Consider the following 24,281-nt stretch of genomic DNA (forward strand, 5'->3'; position numbering starts at 1 on the left):
CGCGTTGTTGATCTCACGTCGGTGCGATCTGCGGCGAGCGCGGAGCGAAGGCTCATGAAACGCGCGTTAGTCGTTTATCACATCGCAACCAGACCAACAACTCAACCAGGAGCCGTGTATGACCTCGAAAGAAACCCCAACTTCGCGTCGTGGAACTTCGACCAACAAAAAGAATGCCTTCTGTTCCTTTTGTCGCAAGAGTTACCGGGATGTTGGACCGCTCGTCGAAGGCCCAGGTGACGTATACATCTGTGGCGAGTGTATCGAGCTGTGCCAGTCGATCCTTGATCAAGAACAGCGTCGACGTGGGCCTAGCAAGTCGCTCTTTAGCGAGATCCCTGCACCCAAGGACATTGTCGAGCACCTCGATCAATATGTGATCGGGCAAGGTTCGGCGAAGCGTGTTTTGGCAGTCGCCGTCCACAACCACTACAAACGCCTGAATAGCGAGTGGGAAGGCAACTCGGACGTTGAGATCGAAAAGAGCAACATTCTGTTGGCCGGACCGACCGGCAGCGGGAAAACATTGCTCGCTCGTTCGCTCGCTCGCATGTTGAACGTTCCCTTCGCCATCGGCGATGCCACCACGCTAACCGAAGCCGGTTACGTGGGAGAAGATGTTGAGAACCTATTGCTGAAGTTGCTGCACGCCGCCGATTTCGACGTCGAAGCCGCTCAGCGAGGTATTCTCTACATCGACGAAGTCGACAAGATTGGGAAAACCAGTGCCAATGTCTCGATCACTCGTGACGTTTCGGGCGAAGGAGTTCAGCAAAGCCTGTTGAAGATGCTCGAAGGTACCGTCGCAAACGTGCCGCCCCAAGGTGGACGTAAGCATCCCGAGCAACAGTACATCCAACTCGATACAAGTAACATCTTGTTTATCGTCGGTGGAACGTTTGTCGGAATCGAAGACATTATCCGCAAACGCATGGGACATCGTACCCTTGGTTTCGGTGGAGGTGCAGGACATCGCAACGAAATGACCGATTCGGACTTGCTCGCCAACGTGCAAACCGAAGACATCTTGCAATTCGGTTTGATCCCCGAGTTGATCGGACGATTGCCAGTGGTCAGCTACCTGCAACCGCTCGATGAAGAAGGTTTGGTACGAGTGATGAAGGAGCCCAAGAACGCCTTGGTCAAACAGTACCAAGCCCTCTTCAAAATGGAGAACTGCGAACTGAAGTTCACCGATGGGGCGCTTCACATGGTCGCCGCACGAGCCCTCGAGAAAGGGGTCGGAGCTCGCGGGCTACGAGGCATTCTCGAAGAAGTCATGCTCGACATCATGTACGATCTGCCAGGCCAAGAAGCGGGCAGCGTCTACACGATCGACGAAACCGTGGTCAGCGGATCACGCAAGTTGTTCCAGATGCCCACGACCAAAAGCGCGTAAGCCGCGGTCACGCGGCCACGAATAAAGCGTCACATCACGATTCACAGCGAACTGAAAACGCCATTGCAGCCCACGAGGGATGCAATGGCGTTTTGTCGTGATGTGGATAAGCCGTAGGGGCAAAGATCACGGTAAAATGATTTGAACGAAGCTCGGCCAACCTCACGAATGGATAAGTGGCGATGCGTTCGTACCTCGATCTTGATCATCGCCATCTTGCTGAACATCAACGCCGAGTGATTCCGTGATACGTCTAAAAAAGCTTTTCAAACGGACGGCGATCAGCCTCCTGTTGGTCATTTCTGTCATGATCCTGATCGTCGCTTTTGCGACTTGGCGAGCGGCACGCGAAGTCGAGGCACGGCTGGCGCCCCTACGTGAATCCGGCAAACCGATCTCCATTCAAGATCTAAAACCATCCCCCGTCCCCGCTGCACAGAACGCGGCGAAAGTGGTGCAGCACTACGATGATCCACTCCGCAAGTTCGATCGATTGTCTGCAGAAGCCATCGCCCAAATTGAAACCGAAACCGAAACCGAAACTCAACGGAACGCAGCCACGATCCGTGTTGCGAAAAGCGTTGCGCAGGAATTTCCTGAGCTCAATGACGCACTGCGTGCCGCGTCGGAATTACCCGCCTATCAGCTCGATTCCAACGATTTGGGCGAACCTTCGGCAATGGCGGACCAACTCATCAACCCCAAGGTTTCGCCGCGCACGATCGTTCGCGCGTTATACGCACATGGATTGATGTCGTTGGCAGCGGGGGACACCGATGAGGCACTCCGGGATGCGATCGCCATCTTGAATTGGAGCCAGCATGTTGCACGTCAGCCGCTCTTGGTCAGTCACTTGATCGCGACGGCGTGTTACGCTCAAGGCATTGAACTAGCGGCGAAATGCCTTGATGCCGGGGATGCGTCTCCCGCACTTCGCACCGCGTTTTTGGCCATCTGCGCCGATGAATCATCAATGCGTGCAAATTTTGCTGACTCGCTCGATAGCGAACGCGCGTTCGGGATATCATCCTTTGACTCGCTTCCGTTCAGTCGATTTCAGTGGATGCTCGGAGAACTTGCTTTGTATTTGGACGCCATCCACGATTTTGAGTCGTTTGCGGATGCCCCGACCGGCATCGCTCCGGAGGGACCGACGACGTCGAGCACCTTTGCGGGCTTGATTTGGCCATCACTACAGCAAGGCTTCTTGGCACTGCGTCGTCAACAAGCGTTGTCGCGAGCCATCCGGATTTTGGCAGCTTGGCAGGCAGCGGGCAGCGATCGCGGGGCCACGTTCGCCGACCTCGATTTGCCAGACTCCGTCGTGATCGATCCGTACACTGGCTTGCCCATGAAGATGCAAGTCGCCGCCGATACGATTACGCTTTACTCCGTCGGCAAGGACATGCTTGATGATGGCGGCAGCATTGCAGAGGGTCTCGACATCGGGATCGCACTGTAGCTAACCCAGGGCGGAGTCGGGATTTGGGGGGAGTTGATGCCATCCACCCAAATCTTGCTCTTTGCTTAGGTGTGGGATCCGTTTGCTTGGTGGTGCGATTAGATTTTTTAACCTCCCATTTTTTAACCTGTCCTCTGTCCTCGCTAGGTTGTATCCAATGGCTCACGATCTCGATTTGAATGAAGATGCCCGTGGCAGAGATGCAAGTTGTTGGCACGATACAAATAGGGTCGCCGGACGAGAAGGTTAGAAAATGAGAGGGTGGGAAATCTCGGAAATTGGGAAGACTGAGACCGGGGCTGGCTTTGCATTCGGTTTTCACCGGGGCGCCGAAGAAAACGCAGATGCCGTAGGTGGCACTTGAGTCTTGTTTCGCCAAAGTGGAAGAGGGAACCTGCAAGTTGATGATTCTAGAAGCCTGTGTTCTCTCTAACAGAGCATCGATCTGATAAGCGTTTCGATACTGCCGCGGGCGATCGTTCTAAACGCGGGAAAAGATATCCGGCACGGATCGCGACAACGGCATCACTTAGGCGGGGACCACCGGGGACGGACCACCGGGGACAGAGCAAATTTTCGCGAGCACCGGAACCGCGAGCACCGGGGACAGAGCGAATTTTTGGGGGTGTCAGAGCATCCCTGCTGGCGGTTTTGATGGATTGGCCCGCTAAACTGCGAAGATGCTGGCAACGCGACTCAGTATCGACTCAGGCGGCGAAACCGTGCTCGGGGGCCAACCCAGCCCAAGATTGCCGCTCACCCTGCTGCGGCTCGCAAAGGCTTGACCTGGGCTCGGTTAATTAACGCCGACGGATTCGTAAGCTCCAGCCGATTGAATTCAACGGCCGCCAAAGGTTCGCCGAGTTTCCAAGGGTAGCCCTGTCGTGGTGGGCATAGATACGCAGGAAAAGTGCTATGTCCCTTTGCATTCCCTTTTCAGTTCACCGCAGACTGCGGATACCGAGGTCGCGAAAACCTTGCAACTTTTTGTTGATGTCCATATTTGGGGGCAATAAACTTCAGCATTGAAATCCGGTCTTCTGATAGTCTTAACGCACCTACGAAGCGGTTGTTCATTGAGCGTGTTTGGTAAGTGAGAATCAGCCATGAAAAGTAAGAACGGCGTCAGGACAAACGCATTCCCTTTTGCCCACCGCAATCTTCGTTTCTTGATCCAGGGTTTCTTGATTCAATCGTGCGTTTTTCTTTTGCTCTCGTCGTCCGCCATTATCGCAGACGAGTCACGACCTAACGTTCTGCTCGTTTGCGTTGATGATTTGAGGCCGGAGCTTCGTTGTTTTGGCGCGGAGTACATTCATTCTCCTAACATTGATCGGCTTGCATCGCAGGGAAGAAGGTTTGCTCGTCATTATGTTCAATCGCCAACATGCGGCGCGTCTCGATATGCGTTACTGACCGGGACGTACGGCGGTTCAAGCAATAACGCATTGTTCGAACGCGCGAAGAGTTTGCTCGAGAATCCTGGCCGTATCTCGCCTAGCATGCCAGCGTGGTTTCGACAAAATGGCTACACCACGGTGTCGGTTGGAAAAGTTTCTCACCATCCAGGCGGACGAGGTGGCGATCGATGGGACAAGTCTTCTGTTCTAGAGTTACCCGATTCATGGGACAGGCATCTATTGACGCCAGGCCCCTGGCAAGATCCACGGGGTTGGATGCATGGTTTGGCCAACGGCGAAATTCGCAATGACGAGACGAGAGAAGACGGAACCATCTCGATGCATGTGATGCAGTCGACTGAAGGTCCTGACTCGATTTATCCCGACGGAGTTTCAATTGATGAAGCTCTTCGTCAGATGGATTTAGTAACCGCAGAAAAAGAGAAGCCATTCTTTTTAGCCGTTGGGATACTTCGTCCACATCTTCCTTTCGGTGCACCGGCTAAGTATCTGCAACACTATGCCGATACCGAGATGCCGCCCACCGCCCATCCCCAAAAACCGAAGGGCAAAACAACTTGGCATAAGTCGGGTGAGTTTTACAAGTACGATCGTGGCGGTAGAGATCCCAACACGGATGCTGAATACGCGATCGAAGTTCGCAAGCACTATGCCGCGTGTGTTAGTTACGCTGACGCACAGGTGGGTAAATTGATGGATCGACTTCGGACAACGGGCGCGGACAAGAACACAATCGTTGTTTTGTGGGGTGACCATGGTTGGCATCTGGGAGAACACGCCATTTGGGGCAAGCACGCTTTGTTCGAGGAGTCATTGCATTCGCCTTTGATCATTTCCTATCCCGAAATTGCGCAGGGCGGCGAGCCAACAAATGCGATGGTTGAAACGCTCGATATCTTTCCGACCTTGTGTGAGTTGACGGGGTTGCCAACGCCCGATTTCGTCGACGGCGTTTCCCTCAAGCCGATCCTGGACGACCCAAAGTCCGCGGGGCATCCGGCATTTTCATATTTTAGGTCGGCAAAAACGATACGCACAGAAACTCACCGCTTGATACGTCACAAGAATGGTCATGTTGAACTTTACGACCACGGTTCAGCGGCCAAAGAGACCGAGAATATTGCCAGCGAAAATTCACTTCTTGTGGAAACGCTTTCTAACCAGTTGGATGCTCGGCTGGATTAATGGAGAGTTAAAAGCGGGAGCACCGGGGACGGATTACCGGGGACAGAGGGATTACCGGGGACAGAGTACTTTTTCGGGGGTGTCAGATTAGTCCTACTGCGGCTCGCAAATCCTTGGCCCGGGCTCGGTCATTCAACGCCGTTGGCGTGCGGGAGGCGGAACCAAAACACTTTGCCTGGGTTTGATTCTCAATCGTAATCCTAATCCTAATCTTCTCCGCTTGGCTCCCGTCGAATGCGGTTAGGCAGATGGGATTAGGAGTTGGTTGTGCTTTTGAACGAATGCACTCTTTAAGCAAATAGGGCGTCGACGGCGCGGCCTTTGCCGTCTTCGGTGACATAGAACGGGCGAGACTCGATATCAAATCCGGTGCGCGGGCTGATGCCCATCGCCGTCATGATCGTGGCGTGCAAATCGGAGATCGAAACGGGATCTTCCACCGCGACCAAAGGACGCTCCGGTGCGGTGGCGCCATACAAGAATCCTGGCTTCATGCCGCCCCCGAACATCAGCACACTCGATCCGCCAGTGAAATGTCGGTGCAATCCGTAATGCTTCATTTCGCCGAGCACATCGACCTTGTCACGCGCTTGATCTCTGGCGTCGGATCCGGGTTGCCCTTCCATGAGCGCATCGCGACTGAACTCCGATGCCACGATCACGAGGGTCCGGTCGAGCAATTGACGCTGCTCTAAATCGAGAATCAATTGAGCGATCGGTTGATCGATCTCGCGATGCATCCGCGCCATCGTCGTGTGCCCGTCATTGTGCGTGTCGAAGTGCAGAAACGGAACGTACTCGGTGGTGACCTCTACAAATCGCGTCCCCGCTTCGACCAAGCGTCGGGCCAGTAAACATCCTTGGCCAAAGCGTGTGTCGCCGTACTTTTCGGAAATCTCATCCGGTTCAAGCGTAATATCAAAAGCCTCACGTTCTTTCGAGCTGAGCAGCCGATAGGCGTTGTCCAGGGAGCGCAGCATCGATTCTTGATGGTAATCGCTGAGGAACTCACGCTGGGGGCTGTGGTCGACCAGTTTACGAAACAACCGATTGCGGTTGGCAAACCGCTGGGCCTGCATCCCTTGCGGGGGACGCACCGAGACCGCGGCGCGGTCGGGATAGGGCAAGTTCATCGGCCCGTATTCGCTGCCAAAGAAACCGGCCGTGGTGAAGGCTTTGAGCTCCTCGCTTTCACCCACTCCTTCCAAGCGTTGTCCAATGTTAACAAACGCCGGCATCACCTCGTTTCGCGAGCCCAGTACGCGAGCCATCCATGATCCAATGTGGGGAGCCGCGACCGTTTGAGGCGGCACGTAACCGGTGTGCCAGTGGTATTGGTGGCGTGAGTGCAGGATGCTGCCGAGGTCGGGTTGGACGTGCGAGCGAATCAGTGTGCCTCGATCCATCACGCCCGCAATGTTCTCTAAGCCTTCGCAAATCTTGATCGAGTCGACCGCAGTATCAATGGCCGGGAACGTGCTGAGCATGTCGGCCACCGGCAATCCCTTTTCAAATGCGTGGTACCGTTTAGGATCGAACGTGTCTGGGGCCGCCATACCACCGGCCAACCAGACCAAGATACAGGCGTCGGCCGTCGGCTCGGGGTGTGTGATGACCTCCGTTGCCGAAGCGCATTGCCGGGGCGCAGCGCTCGCCATCGCGGCCAGCGACGCAGCGGAAAGTTGACGCAAGAAATCACGGCGAACGAGCGATTGGGGGCGGTTCGGATCGTCGGAAAAATGCATCAGGTTGACTCCGATAGTGTTGGCAAATACGTGGAGGGAGAGGCGGTGGACGTCCCGCAAAATCGGTCGTCCTTAGCGAATCAACATGAACTCGGGCAGCATGCAAATCGCCCACAACGCATCTTCGACCGCTGCTTGGCTAGGAGAAGCACCGAGTGCGCTTTGGAACAGGCTGGCTTCCGTGTCGGTGGGGTTACGCGTCAGGGCGTACTGAAACAAATGACGTACCAAGGCGTCGGTCGAGGACCACTCTTGCGTTAACCAGTGCCGAGCGCCTTGGGAAAACGAGTCTGCGAGCGAGGCGTCATTCGCTAGATCAATCGCCTCGAGTGTGGTGAGCGTCGTCGGACGCATCGAGACAATTTGGTCGCGAAGGGGACGGCCGAGCGATTGCATCAAAGCGTTATTCTTCATCAACGACGCTCGCACCATCGGTCGTTTGCGGGGGTGCTGCGTGATGTTTTCCAGCGTTGCCGCAGCGGCACGCTGGATCAATTCGCTCCAGCCGGCGACGGGCGTCACGATCGAGACGGCGTTCCATCCGTCGCTGGGCGAAGTGAGCTGCGATTTTTCGGCGGCCGGAATTTCCGGATTCCATTGCCATGAATCATCCGTTGCCAAAGAGAGTTGGCTGCCATCGGCAAGAGCGAGATTGGCGGCGAAAAATAAGCCCGCGGGGTTGGGGGCGTCCCCCGCGTTTTTGACATGAAATAACAGCTCGTTTTCGCCCGGTCGCAATAAACCGGCAAGTTCCACCGACACCAGCGTCGTCCAGTCCTTCGACGCACTCGCCTTGGTTCCATTGACGTAGAGCGTGAATTCGTTGTCGCACGTCACAACGGAGCCGCTGTAGTCCACATCGCTGGTTAATCGAAAGCGTTTACGAATCAGGAGTTCTTGGTTTGCCGCAGCGGTTTGCCCATCGGGACCACCCCAAATCCAGGCGGCGGTGGGCGTGGTGACATCGCGGATCGGTGAGTCATCAATGCTGCGTTTGACAGGGGCGTCAAACTTTTGTGGCGCGCTGTGGGTCAATTGCCACACGGCGTCCATGAATTGCTCGGCAGTCATGCGGCGCGCCCGTGGTCCGCGGTAAACATAGTCTTCACTGCGAGACTCGTCACGCGTGACTTCGGTTTTCGATTGGTAGGCTGCCGAAGTGGCGATCAAACGCAAAGTCGCTTTCACATCGTACTGGTTTTCAGCAAGATGAACGGCGAGGTAATCCAGCAGGTCCTCGCTCCATGGTTTGGATTGCATCGCGTCCAACGGCTGAACAATCCCCCGGCCCATCAAACGGTACCACAGCCGATTGACAATCGTGCGAGTGAACCGGCCGTTCTCGGGATGCGTAAGCAATTGGGCGAGTTGGGCAAGTCTTTCTTGACGCGGGGCTGATGCATCGATTTGTCCGAGTTCTGGGAACAACCATGACGCTTGCTGTGTTTCGCCAGTTGGCTTGTCACAGCGATACAACTCAAGTGGCGTTTCGGCGTAGATCGCAGCCAGCCCGTAGGCGTCTTTGAGTGTCCAACGATCGATGAAGCTGTCGTGGCACGAAGCACACTTCATGTTGATGCCGAGAAACGATTGCGAGATGCTTTGCGCGAATTGAATTTCAAGGGTCTGTCCCGCGCTGACGGTGCCTCGCCATTTGATGCCGTCGATGTAGCCGCGAGTTTCGTCCGATGTGGGGGCGACCAATTCGCGAGTGAGTTGATCGAAGGGTTTGTTTTCGACTAACGCGGTGTAAAGCCAGTGACTGATTTGTCGACGACCTTGGGTGATAAACCCGGTGCCGCTGTAATCATTGCGCAGCAGATCGTTGTAGAACGTCAACCAATGATCGGCGTAATCAATCTCGCGTGAGAGCAGTTCATCGACTAAGCGTGTCCGTTTATCGGGTGAGGGATCCTCAAGAAACGTGGCAAGCGCAGCGGGCGTGGGGAGCAGACCGATGAGGTCTAAGTGGACGCGGCGAAAGAAGACGGAGTCTTCGATCGGCGCGAGGCGTGGTGTGCCGTGTGCCGCTTGGTCCGCATCGAGAATGCGATCCAGCGGATGGTCGCGTCCATCGACGCTGGGGGGGAGCTCCGGTTTGCGCGGCCGTAGCGGCGGTTCGTAGCTTTGGATGGCAAACGTAAAGTCTTCGTCCCAGGGCATCCCCTCATCGATCCAGCGGCGAATCAACGCCGTCTCCGGCGTGGTCAAACGAGGCCGATCCGGCGGTGGCATTTGGATCGCGGGGTCTTGGGATGTGATCAACCGAACCAGCTCGGAGCTGGACGAGGCATTCGGCTCGAGCATGCCGGAATCGAGAGCGGAGCTGCGCGTATTGAGCGAAAAATCGCCTTCGGCCTCGCGTCCGCCGTGACAAATGACACAGTTCCGCTGCAAGATCGGCACGATTTCATGAACGAAATCGACGGGCTCCTGACCGCGGGTCGTGTCGCCCGAGCTGGCGATGATCAGCGCTAGAAACGCGGCGGCAATGCGAAATCGCGAGCGTGTTTGGCACATCGTTAGCAATGAAGTGGGGGAAGGGCGAGCGTAAAATGAACAAGCGACGAAGGGGGACGAAGGGGCCTGTGTCGAAGCGGCTGTGTCGAAGGGGGACGCGTCGAAGCGGCTGTGGGGGGCGAGCACAGAGGGGCGAGCACGGAGGGGCGAGCACGGGTGGCAAACGACCCTGATGGACAACATCTCATTGTACTGGTGTGGAGCACGCCAGGTTGGAATCGATGGGGTTTCTTGCGGATTCGGCAATCGCCGCGGCGTGACGCGGTGGATAAATACAGCCGGGGCGTCGCCTAGGCAGCAAACGGGAATTGGAGAAAATTGTCGCACGATTTAGCCGATTGGGGGTGCCCCAATGGCAATACCGCGGCAGGGAAAGAAAGATTCGGATGAGCGACTGGGAGCCCACTTCTTGGAAATCCAAACCGACGTTACAGCAGCCGACGTACGGAGATTCTGCGGCGTTTGACGAGGTCGTTCAGCGTTTAGGGGAGCGTCCACCCCTGGTCACCGGGTGGGAGGTCGAGCGATTGAAGACTCAGCTCGCGCTGGCGGCCAATGGGGATGCGTTTTTGTTGCAGGGCGGAGACTGTAGCGAGAGTTTCGATGCATGTCGTGCCGACCCCATTGAAAAGAAGTTGAAGGTCCTGCTTCAGATGAGTTTGGTGTTGGTGTATGGGTTGAAAAAGCCGATCATTCGGGTGGGGCGGATCGCGGGCCAATATGCCAAACCTCGCTCTAATGATCTCGAAATACGTGATGGGGTCTCGTTGCCGTCGTACCGAGGTGATTGTGTCAATCGCAGTCCCTTCACTAGCGAAGATCGCCAACCGCGCCCTGAGAATTTGCTCACTGCGTATGATCGATCGGCTCAAACGTTGAACTATCTCCGCGCGTTGACCGAAGGTGGCTTCGCTGACTTGAAGCATCCCGAAAACTGGGAGCTCGATTTTGTTACGTTGTCCTCTCGTTCGGACGAGTATCATCAAATGGTGCGAGGGATTGGGGACTCGTTGAATTTCTTGGATGTGCTCGGCGGCGTGACACGGGCCGAGTTGTCTCGGGTCGATTTTTACACATCGCACGAAGCGTTGTTGCTCGCCTACGAAGCATCATTGACGCGGCGTGCGATTGGCCGCAGCGGTTGGTACAACCTCGGCACCCACTTTCCCTGGATCGGCGATCGCACTCGGGCTATCGACGGAGCGCACATCGAATATTGTCGGGGCATTAAGAATCCGATTGGTGTCAAAGTTGGACCGAGCATGACGCCCGACGGTTTGCGGGAGTTGCTCGAGGTGCTCAATCCTGATCGCGAAGCGGGGCGGATGACCTTGATCTGTCGCTTCGGAGCGAGCCAAATCCAGTCCTCGCTGCCACCGTTGATCGCGGCGGTGCAATCGTCAAAGCAGCCGGTGTTGTGGTCCGTTGATCCGATGCATGGCAACACGATCACCACGGCCGAGGGAATCAAGACACGCCACTTTGATCAAATTTTGGACGAGGTGCGCGACTCATTCGCCATTCATGCTCAACACGGCACGGTCGTCGGCGGGATTCATTTAGAGTTGACCGGCAACAACGTCACCGAGTGCATCGGCGGGGCTGGAGGGCTAAGTTCCACCGATCTAGCGACCGCGTACGAGAGCAACGTGGATCCTCGGCTGAACTACGAGCAAGCGATGGAGATCGCGTTTCAGATCGCGGGTCAGGCGAGAGGATCGTGAGCGGTTTTGCAAAGCCGTCGGTGTCGTCGCAAAGCTCGACGCCTGTGGTGACGGGGCCAGTGAATCATTCGTCGACTTCGGGAAGCTTAAGCTTGGCCTTGTTCTTCTCGTAGAACTTGGTGATATCCATGCCGCCTCGCTGTTCCTCTTCAAGCAACTTGATGCGTGACTCGAGGCGTTCGATGCGGCGAGCCAATTGTGGAATGATCTCGTGATCACGGCTCGCCTTCTTCAGGCGAGGGACGGCGGGGTAGCCGAGATGCCGCTGCATCGCGGCGAACAGATAGAGGGGCTCTTTGCGGCGATTGCCGAAGGCGATTCGCCCCTCTTTCTGGCCAAACAGAAATGGGCCTTTGTCATCGAGCGATTGCCCCGCCTCGAGCAAACGGTTGCGATAGTCATCGCTGGCCAGGAACATCAGGTCGCCGAAGTCAATCAGTCCCACTTGAGCGCGGACCAGCAAGATCCACTTTGCCCACGTAGAGTCATACATCGGATCGGAGCTTACCGCAGTCAAGCCTTTGTCGTAGTTGAGTCGGTTGCGACAAAGGGCTTCGAATTGGAACAGGAATAGTCCTGCCGGCGTTGCTTCGGTCGCGCGATACTTGGCATCGGCTTCGAGGATATGCAGCGCGATTCCGATCGTGAACCGGCCGGTTTCGCTCTCCGCTTCTTCGATCAAGTACGTTTGAAACGTGTTGAAGTAATGGCTTAGCTTGCGCATCGCGGGAGCCATTGTGCCGGAGTGCTTCAGTTCGGTGAGCAAGTACTCGACGGCCATCGGCAATTTCGTCGTCGCGAGTAGCTCGAAGCGTGTCTGTTCCAACAGCTCTTGCATTGGCATGTTTTCGCCAATGCGTTCTTTTAGCAATTGAAACAGATAGCCTTGTTCGATGTATTCCGTGCGATCCAACAAGGCGGGCGATGGGGGCTCGGGCGCAGCGGTCATAGCGATGTCCTAAAGCGCCGTTTCCATGGCAATGGCGAGGTCTACAGTTTGCGGAAGACGACACACGCATTATGGCCGCCGAAGCCGAAGCTATTGCTCATTGCAACGTGGACGTCACGTTGCTTCGCAACGTTCGGGGTGTAGTCCAAATCGCAAGCGGGGTCGGGCGTGTCATAATTGATTGTCGGCGCGATCAGCGAATTTTCAATGGTTTTGCACAGGATAACCGCTTCGATTCCGCCACTGGCTCCGAGCGAATGCCCCAGCGAGCTCTTGGTGCTACTGATCGAGGTTTGGTAAGCGTGCTCGCCAAAGACCGTCTTGATCGCTTGCGTTTCCGCCTTATCCCCAAGTGGCGTGCTGGTGCCGTGGGCATTGATGTAGTCAATCGAGGCTGGCTCGATTCCGGCATCGTCGATCGCCGCTTGCATGGCAGCGGCGGCGCCCAGCCCGGCGGGATCGGGCGCGGTGATGTGTCCTGCATCGCTGGTCGTGCCGTAGCCAATGATCTCGGCGTAGATTCGAGCGCCGCGTGCACGGGCGTGTTCAAGTTCTTCGAAGACCAAGACTCCGGCGCCCTCGCCGAGCACGAAGCCATCGCGATTGGCATCAAACGGGCGACTCGCCGCCGCCGGATTGTCGTTGCGAGTCGAGAGCGCCTTCATGTTTTGGAATGCGGCCAGTCCCATTCGCGTGATTGCAGCTTCGGTACCGCCTGTGATCACCAAGTCGGTTTCGCCGAGTTGGATGCTGCGCATCGCTTCGCCCATGGCGTTGGTCGCACTGGCGCAAGCGGTTGCGACCGCAAAGTTGGGGCCTTTCAGCCCGTGAGTGATCGAGATGTTGCCACCGGCGGCGTTCAACATCATCTTGGGAACCGTGAAGGGGCTGACGCGATCAGGTCCCTTGGTGATCATTTTCTCGATCTGGACCTCAATTTCGCCGAGGCCGCCGATGCCTGAACCGAGGATCACGCCACATTTGTGTCGATCCAAGGCAGTAAAGTCAATCGCTGCGTCGGTGATCGCTTGCGCAGCGGCGTGGACCGCGAACTGAGTGAACCGATCGAGTCGTTTCGCTTCGCGATGATCGACCACGCCCGTGACATCAAAATCAGGAATGTCACCACCAAAGTGAACTTTGTATTGGCTAGTGTCGAGCGTGGTGAGGTCGTGGATCCCCGATTCGCCCGCAGTTAACCGTTCCCAAAATTGCGGGACGTCCACTGCGAGTGGCGAGACCACACCAAGTCCAGTAATTACGATGCGACGTTCCGACCGGGCTTGCATCAAGAAGGCCTGTGGAGGTTAAGGAGGAATAAGATGAGAAGATAAAATAAATGCCGCCTCGACATGTGAGGTGAACCAAAATGGGGTTACACCGACATCTCACGGGCGGCAAGAGCGTCAACAATCGAATTGTTGGTTAACATTGCTGGAACGGAACGAAGCCGGCCATCAAACACAGACAGCCTTAGGCGTCATCACCTTTGGCGTTCTCGATAAAGTCGACTGCCTCACCCACCTTTTGGATTTTCTCAGCGGCTTCGTCGGGAATACTAATGTCGAACTCTTCTTCGAGTTCCATCACAAGTTCCACGGTGTCCAGTGAATCAGCACCGAGATCGTTCACGAAGGAAGTTTCTCGAGTAATCTTGTCTTTGTCGACGCCAAGTTGTTCAGCAACGATATCGACAACGCGTTCTTCGACGCTAGCCATGGGCTATCTCCGGGGGAAATGTCAGCAAGTTTGTTAGGGTAAATGGGATGAGGGGGGACCCGAGATAACTCGAGTCTACCCATCCGGTCTTTACGAAGGCTCAATTTTCATTGCCGGCTCCGTTTTATGGGCCTAGCCTTGTTCCAAGGTTTAGAGCCCGGCGGCGACCAATGCATTCGCCGAAAAGATAGGTCAAAAAGCTAAATCACGTCAATACACCGATAGGCTCTACAAGGTGGAAGTATTGTGATTTTCGCAAAGGCAATCAATCAGGCTAAGGATTGATCGCCGGTTTGGCCCTTCTTATGCAACGAGGGGGGGACGCGGCGGCGGTTTTGCCGCTTAGCCAATCATGCCGCCGTCGACGACGATGGTTTGACCCGAAATGTAGCCTGCGTCCTTGGCTGCGAGGAATAATACCGCAGCCGCAACTTCTTCGGGTTGGCCGACTCGTTTCGCAGGAATTCGCTTCTGAACCTCCGCGAGCACAACGTCACCCAGTTCCGCTGTCATCTCGCTGGCGATGAATCCAGGAGCGATGGCGTTGACGGTGACACCGCGGCTCACTAGCTCTTTGCTGAGAGTGCGAGTCAGTGCAATCATCCCCGCTTTGCTAGCCGAGTAGTTGGCTTGACCTGGGTTTCCGATCATTCCCGAGATACTGGCCATGTTGATAATTCGGCCATACTTCTTTTTCCGCATCAAACCAGCCGCGGCGCGACAGCATACGAAGCAGCTTGTCAGGTTCGTGGCAATCACGTCGTCCCATTCTTCGTCGGACATGCCCCGCATCAATTTGTCGCGGGTAATTCCGGCGTTATTGACCAGAATGTCGAGTCGACCGTGCTTTTTAGCGGTGTCTTCGATCGCTGCGGCGGCCGCTGCGCGATCGGTAACGTCGACCGACATTGCCTCGGCCGAGCCACCGGCAGCTTCGATCTCGCTGACCGTCGATGCCAGTTTGTCGGCGTTTCTCGCCAAACAGACAACGTGGGCCCCGTTCTGGGCCAACGCGACGGCAACGGCTTTACCAAGTCCTTGGGATGCTCCGGTGACGATCGCCACTTGGCCTTTCAGGTCCACTGCGATAGATAATTGCATGATGCGTTTGTCTTTCTAGATCAAAGAGTAAGTGAGCGTGGAGCGGGTGATCGTGGGCCTAGCCGAATCTGCCCGCAGTCTTGATTTTGTGGTGATTCCCAAGCCTTTGCCGGGAAGCAAGCCATCGTAACGGCATTCGCCTTGGCCGGTTGGCTCGAAATTTCGGAGGGTGCGGTTGTGTGCTTGCGGTCGATACGAGCTGAAAGGATGAGCAACCGATCCGCAAACTTGGGGCAAAAACGCCGCTAGCACCGTTGACGCAAGGTTTCAGCACCGGTGCTCAGGGCGTCTGGGAGTGCTCAACCGTCCCCAAAACCTTCGGTGGCGAGTTTGCGATGGATTCGCTTCAAGGTGCCCTGCAGGACTCGACCGGTGCCGGCTTCCAGGAATCCCTCGATGCCGTCGTCCATCATCTTGCGGACCGACGCTTCCCACAGGACTGGGTTGACGACTTGTCGGCTCAGTAGATTTTTGATCTCGGCTGCGGATTGATGTGGGGCCGCATCCACGTTGCTGTAGACTGGGATTCGCGTGTCTTGGATCTCAATCGCCTCGAGCGCTTCACCAAGTTTCGCTACCGCCGACTGCATTAGCGGCGTGTGGAAGGCTCCGGCAACGCTCAGTCGGATCGTCTTCATCGCGCCCGCGTTTTTGGCGACTGGCTCGACGCGTTTCAATGCCGAAACGTGTCCGGAAATCGCAATGTTCCCGGGGCACAGCAGGTTGGCCGGTTGCAGTACCTCGTCACCTTGGCGGCACTCATCGCAAACCGCTTGCGCGGTTTCCAGGTCCAAGCCAAGGATGCTTGCCATCCCGCTTTCAGCGGCATCGGAGGCAGCTTGCATCGCTTCGCCACGACGTTGGACGAGTCGAACCGCGTCTTCGAATTGGATGCCACCGGCGAAACAGACCGCGGTGTATTCACCGAGGCTTAGCCCCGCGGTTGCTTTGATCGAATCGGAAAGCTCGGGGCGTTCGCTAAGCAACACTTCGGCCGCCGCCATGCCCACGACGAAAAGTGCCGGTTGGCAAAATTCGGTCGCGTTTAGCTTGTCTTCGGGGCCTTCAAAGGAAAGTGCCGCCAGATCGTAGCCAAGGATTTCCGAGGCCGCGTCATAGCGAGCACGAGCCTGTGGGTAATTTTCGCACAGCCATCGGCCCATGCCGATATTCTGAGCACCTTGGCCCGGGAATAGAATAGCAACAGAGTCAACGTTGAGCGCCACAGTAGCCCCTTCTCCGAGATGCAGCGACCTTGGTAACAAGGTCACGCGTCAAGTGATACTTACTCGTCGAACGAATTTATCGAGTTTTATTCGCTAGTCGATTCGACGACCGTGCGGCCTTGGTAATACCCACACTTTGGACAGATCACGTGCGTTGGCACGGCAGAACTGCATTGTGGGCAATAGGCAACTTGGCGCTTCTTGACGCGGTCGTGGGATCGGCGTTTGCCGGTACGGCTATTGGAATGTTTTCTTTTTGGGACAGCCATCGCTGGGGGTCCATAAGTAGCAGGTTTTAGATGGAATCGAGCGGCGTATCGTAGGAACTTTCATGTAGGATCGTCAACGCGGCACGGGGCCTTTCTTCTGAATTTGGCCTAAATGGTGCAAGATAATCCCGAATCGGGGGTTGAGAGCCTCGTTTTTGGACCGTTTGTAGCGGTTGATCGCGTTGCGGGAGCTGGACAGGCAGACAATTTGGCCGAGGAGATCCGCAAACCAGACCCTCGAAATGCATCGTTAATGCCGAGTTGCTTCCCGCTGCGGAGGGGGCGTTCGCTTGCTGGGGCCGCCCTCTAAGCCGGTTTGAATGCGACCATCATCCCCAAGTTCACTCGGGTTGCCGCGATAAACGTGAACTGGATTTTCCCGACTCCCGCATCGGTCAGTAGAGATTCGGCTTCCTTGAGCGTCTTCATTGCTCCGCCGGGCGTCTCGATTTCCAGCTTCAATGCCTCGGTGCTTTCCGACAAATTGGGCTTCGTCGGCCCGCGAAACAAATCAATCACGACCAGTCGTCCGCCCGGTCGCAAGCAGGAAACCGCTTGGTTTAGCAATTGTGTTTGTTCGGGGGGAGTTAGAGCAAATAACCGCTGGGCCACCAAGACAATGTCGAAATCGTTCGCCAGCGGTGGCTTCGCAGTCAGTTCGGTGGAGGCTGGATCGGCTTCGATTGCGGTAAATCGCTCGCTCAAACCGATCGATTCTGCCATGCTTTTGGACGCGGTGAGGGGACCGGGGAAGTCCACCGCGGTGATCGTGGCCTGGGCATCTCGATGTGCCATCGCGCAGCTCCAGACGGCGGAACCACAACCGAGGTCAAGAATTTTCGGGCCCGCAACTTCCCCCTCGCCACCAACGTTCAGCATTTCGGCAGCTTGCATCGCCGCTGGGGTGTGTACCCACTGAGTCGCAGCGGTTTGGTCAAAGTACTCGGTGCCGCCCACGCTGGTTCGCGTTTGTTTTCCCAGCATGCGCGTGCTCAGCTTTGCCCAGCGATGGTCGCCTAGGTCTTTGTCGTATTGGCATAACAACTGGGCCGCTTGGGACAATGCGTAGTCATCATCGTACTTCTCAACGATCCCAATCGCATTCAAGGCGTCCAACAGCAATTGCGTTGGTTTGGGGACCAGCGAAAGCGTGTTGCAAAGTTGTTCCGCGGTGTGTTGCCCGCCGCGAAGTTGGTCCAATAATCCGGTTTCGCGTGCGGCGCGAAGCAAATGCGAGACCGCGTTGATCTGCATGAGCTCGTGATATTGGTCTAGAGTCTTGTCTCTCGAAGTCATCGTTTGCGTGTCGCAGATGGGGGAGCGGATGGGAGCAGCGAAACGGTGATTCTGAAGCGAAACGCGTTCCATTCCAAGCCGAGGCAGACGAAGTTTACGGCGCGCGGGTGACTCACGCCGCTACCCGGCGACGCGAACTTGGGCTATCACCATTGCGATCAGCATCAGCTCAATCCTGATTGCGATCAGCCCAATCCAGTCCAGCCCCGTCCAGTCCAGCCCCGTCCAGGCTAGCCCTGCCCTTTGGTCCAATTAAGCCATTGGGTGATGTACGCGGCCGGCACGGCTCGGAACGCCGTTTGGAAAGCTTGCTCAAACGGTTGGCCTTCGTTCAGGTTCCGAATCAATGCGTCAAAGCTTTTGCGGCGAGTGCGATCCATCATCGAGGTGGCGATCGCCATACCAATGCGATCGGTTTGTTCGGGTTTGAGTTTTTCATCGAGAAACTGTTTTGCATCCTTCACCGCCACCACCGCGGCGAAGATCTCAGCGTCTTCGCGGCGCTTGGCATCGCGATCGATTTTCGTCCCCGATTTCGCGAAAACGCTCACCCCTACCCCTTCGGCAAACCAGCGTGGGACGTCGATCCCGCGAGTCGCCACCGCAAGGCTGACGATGGGCGAGATGAGTCGGGTTTGGATCTCTTCGTCGCTGTCGCGGTCGGTCGCGACGATCGCGATGTAGGCATTGATGCCATCGAACTTCCAGTGACCGTTCCAGTGGGAAGGCACGTCGCGAGCCTCGATCATCTTGGCAAATTCGCTGTAGTCATAGCGCCGAGGCATCACAAAAATTGTTGCTTTGCCATGAAAATACTCTTCCCCGTCGGGCGCGGTCACCACCGTCTTGGCCCATTTGATTTGTTCTTCGGCTTTCGATGCGACCAATTCCATCGTCGCTTTGGAAGCCGTTCCGGTCACAAAGAAGTGGTCGGTCGCGACCGAGTGCATTTCACCCCCACTGGCGTTGACGAGTTTTAAGTTGTCTTGGGCATCTTCCTCTCGTTTCGCACTAATTTCGCTGGGGGAGGCTTGGGACATCCAGGCCAATTTGCTCATCACGTCGAGCCGTTGATCCTTGCTGGCACCATCGAGCGTAGCGCCTTCGTTGATCCAAGTCGAAATCAATTGAATCGCGTCTTCGGAAAACGCAGGGCGTCCTCCGGCTGGCATGCGATCGCCGACGGTCCCACGCAATTTTTTGATCAACAAACTGTCCGCCGCGTTGCCTGGAGTGATCATTGCACCGCTGTCGCCGCCTCGCATCATGCGAGCGAATGTCTCGATTCGTAGCCCTCCACGCGTCTGCATCGCATCGATGTGGCAACCTGTGCAGCCTTCGACCAGCAGCGGAGCGATGTCGCCCGCAAAGCTGACCGTTTCTTTCCCCGTCGCCTGTTTGATTTCCGGCATCGCCGTTTTCATCGGCGCATCGACCGGGGCCACGCCAGCACCTGCGGTGAGCGGGGCGGTGGGATCGTTCCCGTCGAACTTCGCGCCGGCATTGATCCATGTCTTGAGTGTGAGTAGCTCTTGCGGCGGGACGCTTCCGTTGGGCGGCATCGCTCCCGATTCGATCACCTCGACTAAAACGCTATTGAGGACATCCCCAGCAAAGACAACGGCACCCGCTTTAGAGCCTTTCATCAATGCTTGGTAGTTCCCCATGTTGAATCCTCCCTTGGATCCGGTGACGTGGCAATTGCCACAGCGGCCGACCAGGATCGGGGAGACGTGCTTCGTGAAGCTGATCCCTGCGGTGAAGTCCGCCGCGGCGGGGGGCTGACCGGGCTGCGGACTTTTCATCGGCTCGGTCGCGTTTTTCTCGGCAGCCATCTCGGTATCGGACGCTTCTCCGCTGGGGCGAGCCGGACGACGAAACGGAGGTACCGGGGCGCCTTCGAGTTCAAGCATCGCATGCGCGGTGGAAATTCGCTTCATGGACGGTTCGAGGGCGTCGAACAATTCCGTGGAGCCGACCTTCATGCCAATTTCGATTTGCGTCATCGCGCGTTCGATCGCCTCAGCCGAAGCGGCGAAATTGCCCGCTTTGTATTCCGCCCCCGCCGTGCGGAGGGTCTGGTTGACCGTATTGACCAGCTGTTTTTCGCGGGCATTTAGCTCCGCAGCACGCGATGTCGCTCCCAGAATCAGGGCCGAAAATAGTAAGACAGATAAGACCAGATAACGCATCTGTAAAGAACCAAGGCGAGGATACGGGATAGCAATACGGCCAAGCAGTGAACGCAACTGCTCATTATAAAGTACCCGCCAAGCGATTTCGTCTGTGAAATGATGCCCCAAGGTGAATTCACGCTCCGTGATTCTCCCTTTAATCGGAGCGACCGTTAGGGGGACAAGGGGACAAGGGGACAAGGGGACAAGGAGAGTGGGAGACAAGGAGACAAGGAGACAAGGAGACAAGGAGACAAGGAGAGTGGGAGAGTGGGAGAGTGTCTTGGTGTGCCCTCCTTTTGGGAGGGGTGGGCGTATTGGCGGCCGGGGAGGGGGCGATCGAGTAATCCCGGTTCGAACGACTGCGCACGGTAGGCCCCCAAAAAATCTCGCTGAAGGCTCGGTTTTTGACCCTCCTAGCACCGGCCGGGCGGAGCAAGTGGTTGTCGCAGCGGTCTAGAACAGCCGCGACAGGTCGCTCGGCAATTTGCTGGCTTGGTGAGACATCGCGGCGTTTAGAAGCTCGATCGCCACTCGCGACTCGAGCGTCACTCCGGCGCGGACGCCGACACAGGGGTCGTGACGCCCTTTGACGAGCTCGAATTCGATCTCTTCGAGGTTCTTGCGAACCGATTCTTGCGGCTGATTGATCGTCGAGGTCGGTTTGAATCCGACCTGCATCACCAACGGCATTCCGGTCGTGATGCCGCCAATCATGCCGCCATGGCTGTTGCGGACGTAGCCGCTGCGGCGAATCGGGTCGTTGTTGTCGCTGCCGAGTCGTTGGACCACCTCGCGTCCCGCACCGACTTCGCACGATTGGACCGCATTGAGTCCGCCCAGCGCTCCCATCAATCGCACTTTCAAGCTTTGGTACAGCGGATCCCCTAGTAGCGGCGGTACGTTGACCGCGACGACTTCGACCATTGCGCCGAGTGAATCGCCCTTCATCCGCGTCTGTTTGATCAGCTCGCCTGCTTCCTCAGCGAACTCCGAATCGATCGAATGAATGGTGGCAGCCGTCAAGGAATCTTCGAGTTTTGCGATCACGTCGGCCGCAATCGGTTGCCGTTGTCCGTCCTGCATCAACTCGGCGACTCGATCCGCCAAACTTTGTTTTGCCTTCAGCGATCCAACTTGCGAGATCGACGACAGGATCACGGTGCCAAACTTTTCCGCCAGCAGGATCCGCGCAATTGAGCCGCCGACGACATCCGAGATCGTCGCTCGGTAGCTCGACCGCCCGCCGCCACGGACATCGACAAACCCAGCGGATTTATGGAATTTGACTAAGTCGGTGTGTCCTGGGCGGACTTCGCCGGTAGGCCCGGAAAATTGGGTGTAGTCGCCTGACTTTTTCGAGGTCGAAAGCACCATTGCGGCGATCGGTTCGCCCGTGGTGTAGCCCTGCTCGTATGCTTCGCTCTCGAAGGTATCGCCATCGAGTTGGACGCAGACCTTGCCGCCGCCGAGCAGTTGATCGGTGTCGTTTTGGAACAGTCCCGATAGAAAGACAACCTTGTCTTTCTCGTTACGGGGTGTCCCGTGCTTGTTGCCGCCCGGGCGACGGCGGTCGAGGTACTTTTGCACATCGACACGGCGAATCATTTGACCTGCTGGGCAGCCGAAGACGATGGTCGTTACGGCTGGACCATGCGATTCGCCCGCACCGGCAACGCTGAAGAGTGGACCGCCAAGAATTTCCATCACACAATCTCAATAGACACAAGCAACAAGAGGACAACGGACTGTTATCGTCGCGACTTCGTCGCGATCTGTCGACCCAGTCCGATGTTGGCTCGTGCCAAAATTAGGCACGCCGGAACAATCGCTGGCCGATTGTCGCTGATCGCTCCGCGATCAGAACGATGCAGAACGATGGATCGAGGAGTGATCCACGACATTGTTGGTTCCGACGTTCCTCATCGCTGCACCACAAAAAACATCGCTGCACCGCAAAAAACGCAAGGCGTCTAGGGCGTCGCCTTGCTCATGTTGTCGATCAAGCGTCCGACGTACTTGCCGACGCGTGGAGGTGGCTGTTTCAAAGATCGGGGCAACGCCGCAATCTGTTTCTTCCGTTTCGCGTCGAGCGGAGCCCCCAAGTCCAGCACATTCAACGCCTCGACGGCAGCAAAGTGCCCTACCCTTTCCACGTTGGCTAGTTCCAGTAGCCGCTCGGTCGCCGCTTGCTGTTCCGCCATACCTCCGATGATTTGAATCGCTTCACACGCAGCGATCGCGACGCTTGGTGATTTGTCGTTCATCGCGTGCTTGACCGCTTGGATTGCGGCGGGAGTGTTCGAGCCGCGAAGTCCAATGCCGCGGACCGCCCAAAATCGAATCACCGCATCCTTGTCAGCGGAAAGCTCGATCGCTTTTTCGGTTGTCATGTCACTGTTGACATCCGTCGCATCCAGAGCGGTTTGAGCAAGGCGTGTCATCAGTTCGGGATGGTTTACCGCAAATTCGCGAGGCGACTCATCCTCCGCGACCACGCGGTGCATCTCGGCTTCCGGAAACATGCCCATGTCGCCGGTTTCGATCATCCAGCGGTGAACGGCATCTCGCATCATGCTAACCCGATCGGCGTGGGCGGCATCGCCAGCAATATTTTTGACCTCATCTGGATCACTTTCCAAATCAAACAATTCTTCGACCGGTTTGGGCTGCCAAAACTTTGCTTGGTCCTCGTTCAATTTGCCCTCATCAAACATTTGTTTCCAAACGCGAGTCGTGGGGGTTTGGAACATGTAATCGACATGTTTTAAATAAGGACGCTCGGGATAGAAGTGTCGCATGTAGACATAACGGCCATCGGTACAGCTACGAACCATATCGATACGCTCGTCCATTCGTCCCCGCCAGCCGAACAAATACGGCTTAGCGGGGCCCGCGAACGCTCCGGCAAACGGGACTCCTTGCATGTTCGCAGGCGGTTTTACCCCTGCTAAGCTGATCACCGTTGGGGCCAGATCGACGAACGAAACCAACTGAGTTGACTCGCCACCGGGCATGTAGTCCTGGGGGGCAAGCGAACGAAATTGCTCGGGCACATGGACCAACAATGGCACACGTAATCCCGAATCGAACGGCCAACGCTTGCTGCGAGGCATCCCGCTGCCGTGGTCGCCGTAATAAAAAATGATCGTCGAGTCAGCGAGACCATCGGCTTCGAGGTCTTTCAAGACGCCGCCGACCATCTTGTCCATCTCCGTCAGCTTGTCGTAGTACTGAGCCCAGTCATGACGTACCTCGGGTGTATCGGGGTGGTACTTGGGCAGCGGTGCTTGGGCGGGATCGTGCACCAACGTATGCGGACGTTTGCGAATTTGACTTTCGTGGCTGATCGTAAAATTGATCACCGACATAAATGGCGTCGCCTCGGTCGGACGACGTCGCCAGGGCGATTTGCCGCCGCCCTTTTGCCAGCCCGCATCGTCGTTGGCAAAGTTGTAGTCGGTTTTAGAGTGGTTGGTGCAGTAATAGCCCGCCTCGCGAAGGACTTGCGGATACAGTTTCATGTCGGCGGGCAATCGAACCCCACTTCGCATGTGGTGTCCCCCCAAGCTGGTCGCATGCATTCCGGAGATGAGGGTCGTACGGGCTGGAGCACAAACCGGCGCATTGGACCAACAGTGGCGGAACCTCAATGACTTTTTTGCCAACGCGTCAATATTCGGCGTGTCGGCATAGCGATCGCCATAGCATCCGAGTTGAGGCCCGTTGTCTTCGCTGGTGATCCAAAGCAGGTTTGGCCGCAGCGGCTCCGCGGCGACCGAACGCTGGATTCCCAGCCCCCCAAGCAAACAGAGTCCCGCGATCAGGATTCGATTGACAGTGCTGACGTTCATAGAAATGTCGCCTGAGGTGGAGGATCGCTATCGCGGTGGATCACATGATCGCAGCCGAGCATGGAGGGGGGAGAATGCGATGGCTTGGTTTGTTGGTGTTCTTTGCGGTTTGCCCGGATTTGGAAAAGTTCTCGGGTCGTGCGCGTCGAAACTATTGTAGCTTCGTCCTGTTCGTTGTGTTGGCCATGCAAACCGTAGCGTGTGCTTTGTGGTGGATCTGGCTTCGTTGTCGCGAGG

The 24,281-nt window shown here is 56.5% G+C and carries 16 protein-coding genes; 4 read left to right on the plus strand and 12 right to left on the minus strand.

Going from position 1 to position 24,281, the window contains the following annotated elements:
- The first annotated feature begins 118 nt into the window (after window positions 1-118).
- The 3 genes from clpX to Pla52o_RS02685 all read left to right on the plus strand — a co-directional run bounded on the left by clpX (window position 119) and on the right by Pla52o_RS02685 (window position 5,467).
- Entirely contained in the window at window positions 119-1,399 is a 1,281-nt protein-coding gene (gene clpX, locus Pla52o_RS02675) for an ATP-dependent Clp protease ATP-binding subunit ClpX (RefSeq protein ID WP_146593018.1), read from the plus strand.
- A 244-nt stretch (window positions 1,400-1,643) separates the two neighbouring features.
- Complete coding sequence (locus tag Pla52o_RS02680; RefSeq protein ID WP_146593019.1) at window positions 1,644-2,861, plus strand: hypothetical protein; 1,218 nt, start codon at window positions 1,644-1,646, stop codon at window positions 2,859-2,861.
- Window positions 2,862-4,069: 1,208 nt separating this feature from the next.
- Complete coding sequence (locus Pla52o_RS02685; protein ID WP_231612101.1) at window positions 4,070-5,467, plus strand: sulfatase; 1,398 nt, start codon at window positions 4,070-4,072, stop codon at window positions 5,465-5,467.
- 290 nt (window positions 5,468-5,757) lie between these two features.
- Here the strand turns inward: Pla52o_RS02685 and Pla52o_RS02690 are convergent, their stop codons facing one another.
- Both Pla52o_RS02690 and Pla52o_RS02695 read right to left on the minus strand, forming a co-directional pair.
- Window positions 5,758-7,212: a DUF1501 domain-containing protein gene (locus Pla52o_RS02690; protein WP_146593021.1), complete on the minus strand. Its 1,455-nt coding sequence runs from the start codon at window positions 7,210-7,212 to the stop codon at window positions 5,758-5,760.
- A gap of 72 nt (window positions 7,213-7,284) precedes the next feature.
- Window positions 7,285-9,732, minus strand: a complete 2,448-nt coding sequence (locus tag Pla52o_RS02695; protein ID WP_146593022.1) for a DUF1549 domain-containing protein — start codon at window positions 9,730-9,732, stop codon at window positions 7,285-7,287.
- Window positions 9,733-10,118: 386 nt separating this feature from the next.
- On the opposite strand from Pla52o_RS02695, the gene Pla52o_RS02700 reads away from it, so the two are divergent.
- A complete protein-coding gene (locus Pla52o_RS02700; RefSeq protein ID WP_146593023.1) occupies window positions 10,119-11,456 on the plus strand; it encodes a class II 3-deoxy-7-phosphoheptulonate synthase in 1,338 nt (445 codons plus the stop codon).
- A 64-nt stretch (window positions 11,457-11,520) separates the two neighbouring features.
- On the opposite strand, the gene Pla52o_RS02705 is transcribed toward Pla52o_RS02700, so the two are convergent.
- The 10 genes from Pla52o_RS02705 to Pla52o_RS02750 all read right to left on the minus strand — a co-directional run bounded on the left by Pla52o_RS02705 (window position 11,521) and on the right by Pla52o_RS02750 (window position 24,044).
- Entirely contained in the window at window positions 11,521-12,372 is an 852-nt protein-coding gene (locus tag Pla52o_RS02705) for a hypothetical protein (RefSeq protein ID WP_146593523.1), read from the minus strand.
- Window positions 12,373-12,446: 74 nt separating this feature from the next.
- Entirely contained in the window at window positions 12,447-13,694 is a 1,248-nt protein-coding gene (fabF, locus tag Pla52o_RS02710; RefSeq protein WP_146593024.1) for a beta-ketoacyl-ACP synthase II, read from the minus strand.
- A 184-nt stretch (window positions 13,695-13,878) separates the two neighbouring features.
- A complete protein-coding gene (locus Pla52o_RS02715; protein WP_008708273.1) occupies window positions 13,879-14,124 on the minus strand; it encodes an acyl carrier protein in 246 nt (81 codons plus the stop codon).
- Window positions 14,125-14,466: 342 nt separating this feature from the next.
- Window positions 14,467-15,225 (minus strand): 3-oxoacyl-[acyl-carrier-protein] reductase, encoded by a 759-nt coding sequence (gene fabG / locus Pla52o_RS02720; protein WP_146593025.1) that lies wholly within the window; start codon window positions 15,223-15,225, stop codon window positions 14,467-14,469.
- Window positions 15,226-15,524: 299 nt separating this feature from the next.
- Entirely contained in the window at window positions 15,525-16,451 is a 927-nt protein-coding gene (gene fabD, locus Pla52o_RS02725) for an ACP S-malonyltransferase (RefSeq protein ID WP_146593026.1), read from the minus strand.
- A gap of 86 nt (window positions 16,452-16,537) precedes the next feature.
- Window positions 16,538-16,720 carry a 50S ribosomal protein L32 gene (rpmF, locus tag Pla52o_RS02730; RefSeq protein ID WP_146593027.1) on the minus strand — a complete coding sequence of 61 codons (183 nt, stop codon included), beginning with the start codon at window positions 16,718-16,720 and terminating at the stop codon, window positions 16,538-16,540.
- Window positions 16,721-17,026: 306 nt separating this feature from the next.
- Window positions 17,027-18,016, minus strand: a complete 990-nt coding sequence (locus Pla52o_RS02735; RefSeq protein WP_146593028.1) for a class I SAM-dependent methyltransferase — start codon at window positions 18,014-18,016, stop codon at window positions 17,027-17,029.
- A 230-nt stretch (window positions 18,017-18,246) separates the two neighbouring features.
- Window positions 18,247-20,208 carry a c-type cytochrome domain-containing protein gene (locus tag Pla52o_RS02740; protein WP_146593029.1) on the minus strand — a complete coding sequence of 654 codons (1,962 nt, stop codon included), beginning with the start codon at window positions 20,206-20,208 and terminating at the stop codon, window positions 18,247-18,249.
- Window positions 20,209-20,646: 438 nt separating this feature from the next.
- Complete coding sequence (locus tag Pla52o_RS02745; protein ID WP_146593030.1) at window positions 20,647-21,897, minus strand: chorismate synthase; 1,251 nt, start codon at window positions 21,895-21,897, stop codon at window positions 20,647-20,649.
- Window positions 21,898-22,163: 266 nt separating this feature from the next.
- Window positions 22,164-24,044 carry a sulfatase-like hydrolase/transferase gene (locus tag Pla52o_RS02750; protein WP_146593031.1) on the minus strand — a complete coding sequence of 627 codons (1,881 nt, stop codon included), beginning with the start codon at window positions 24,042-24,044 and terminating at the stop codon, window positions 22,164-22,166.
- Between the last annotated feature and the right edge of the window lie 237 nt (window positions 24,045-24,281).

The sequence above is a fragment of the Novipirellula galeiformis genome (assembly GCF_007860095.1).
In the GTDB taxonomy this organism is placed as follows: domain Bacteria; phylum Planctomycetota; class Planctomycetia; order Pirellulales; family Pirellulaceae; genus Novipirellula; species Novipirellula galeiformis.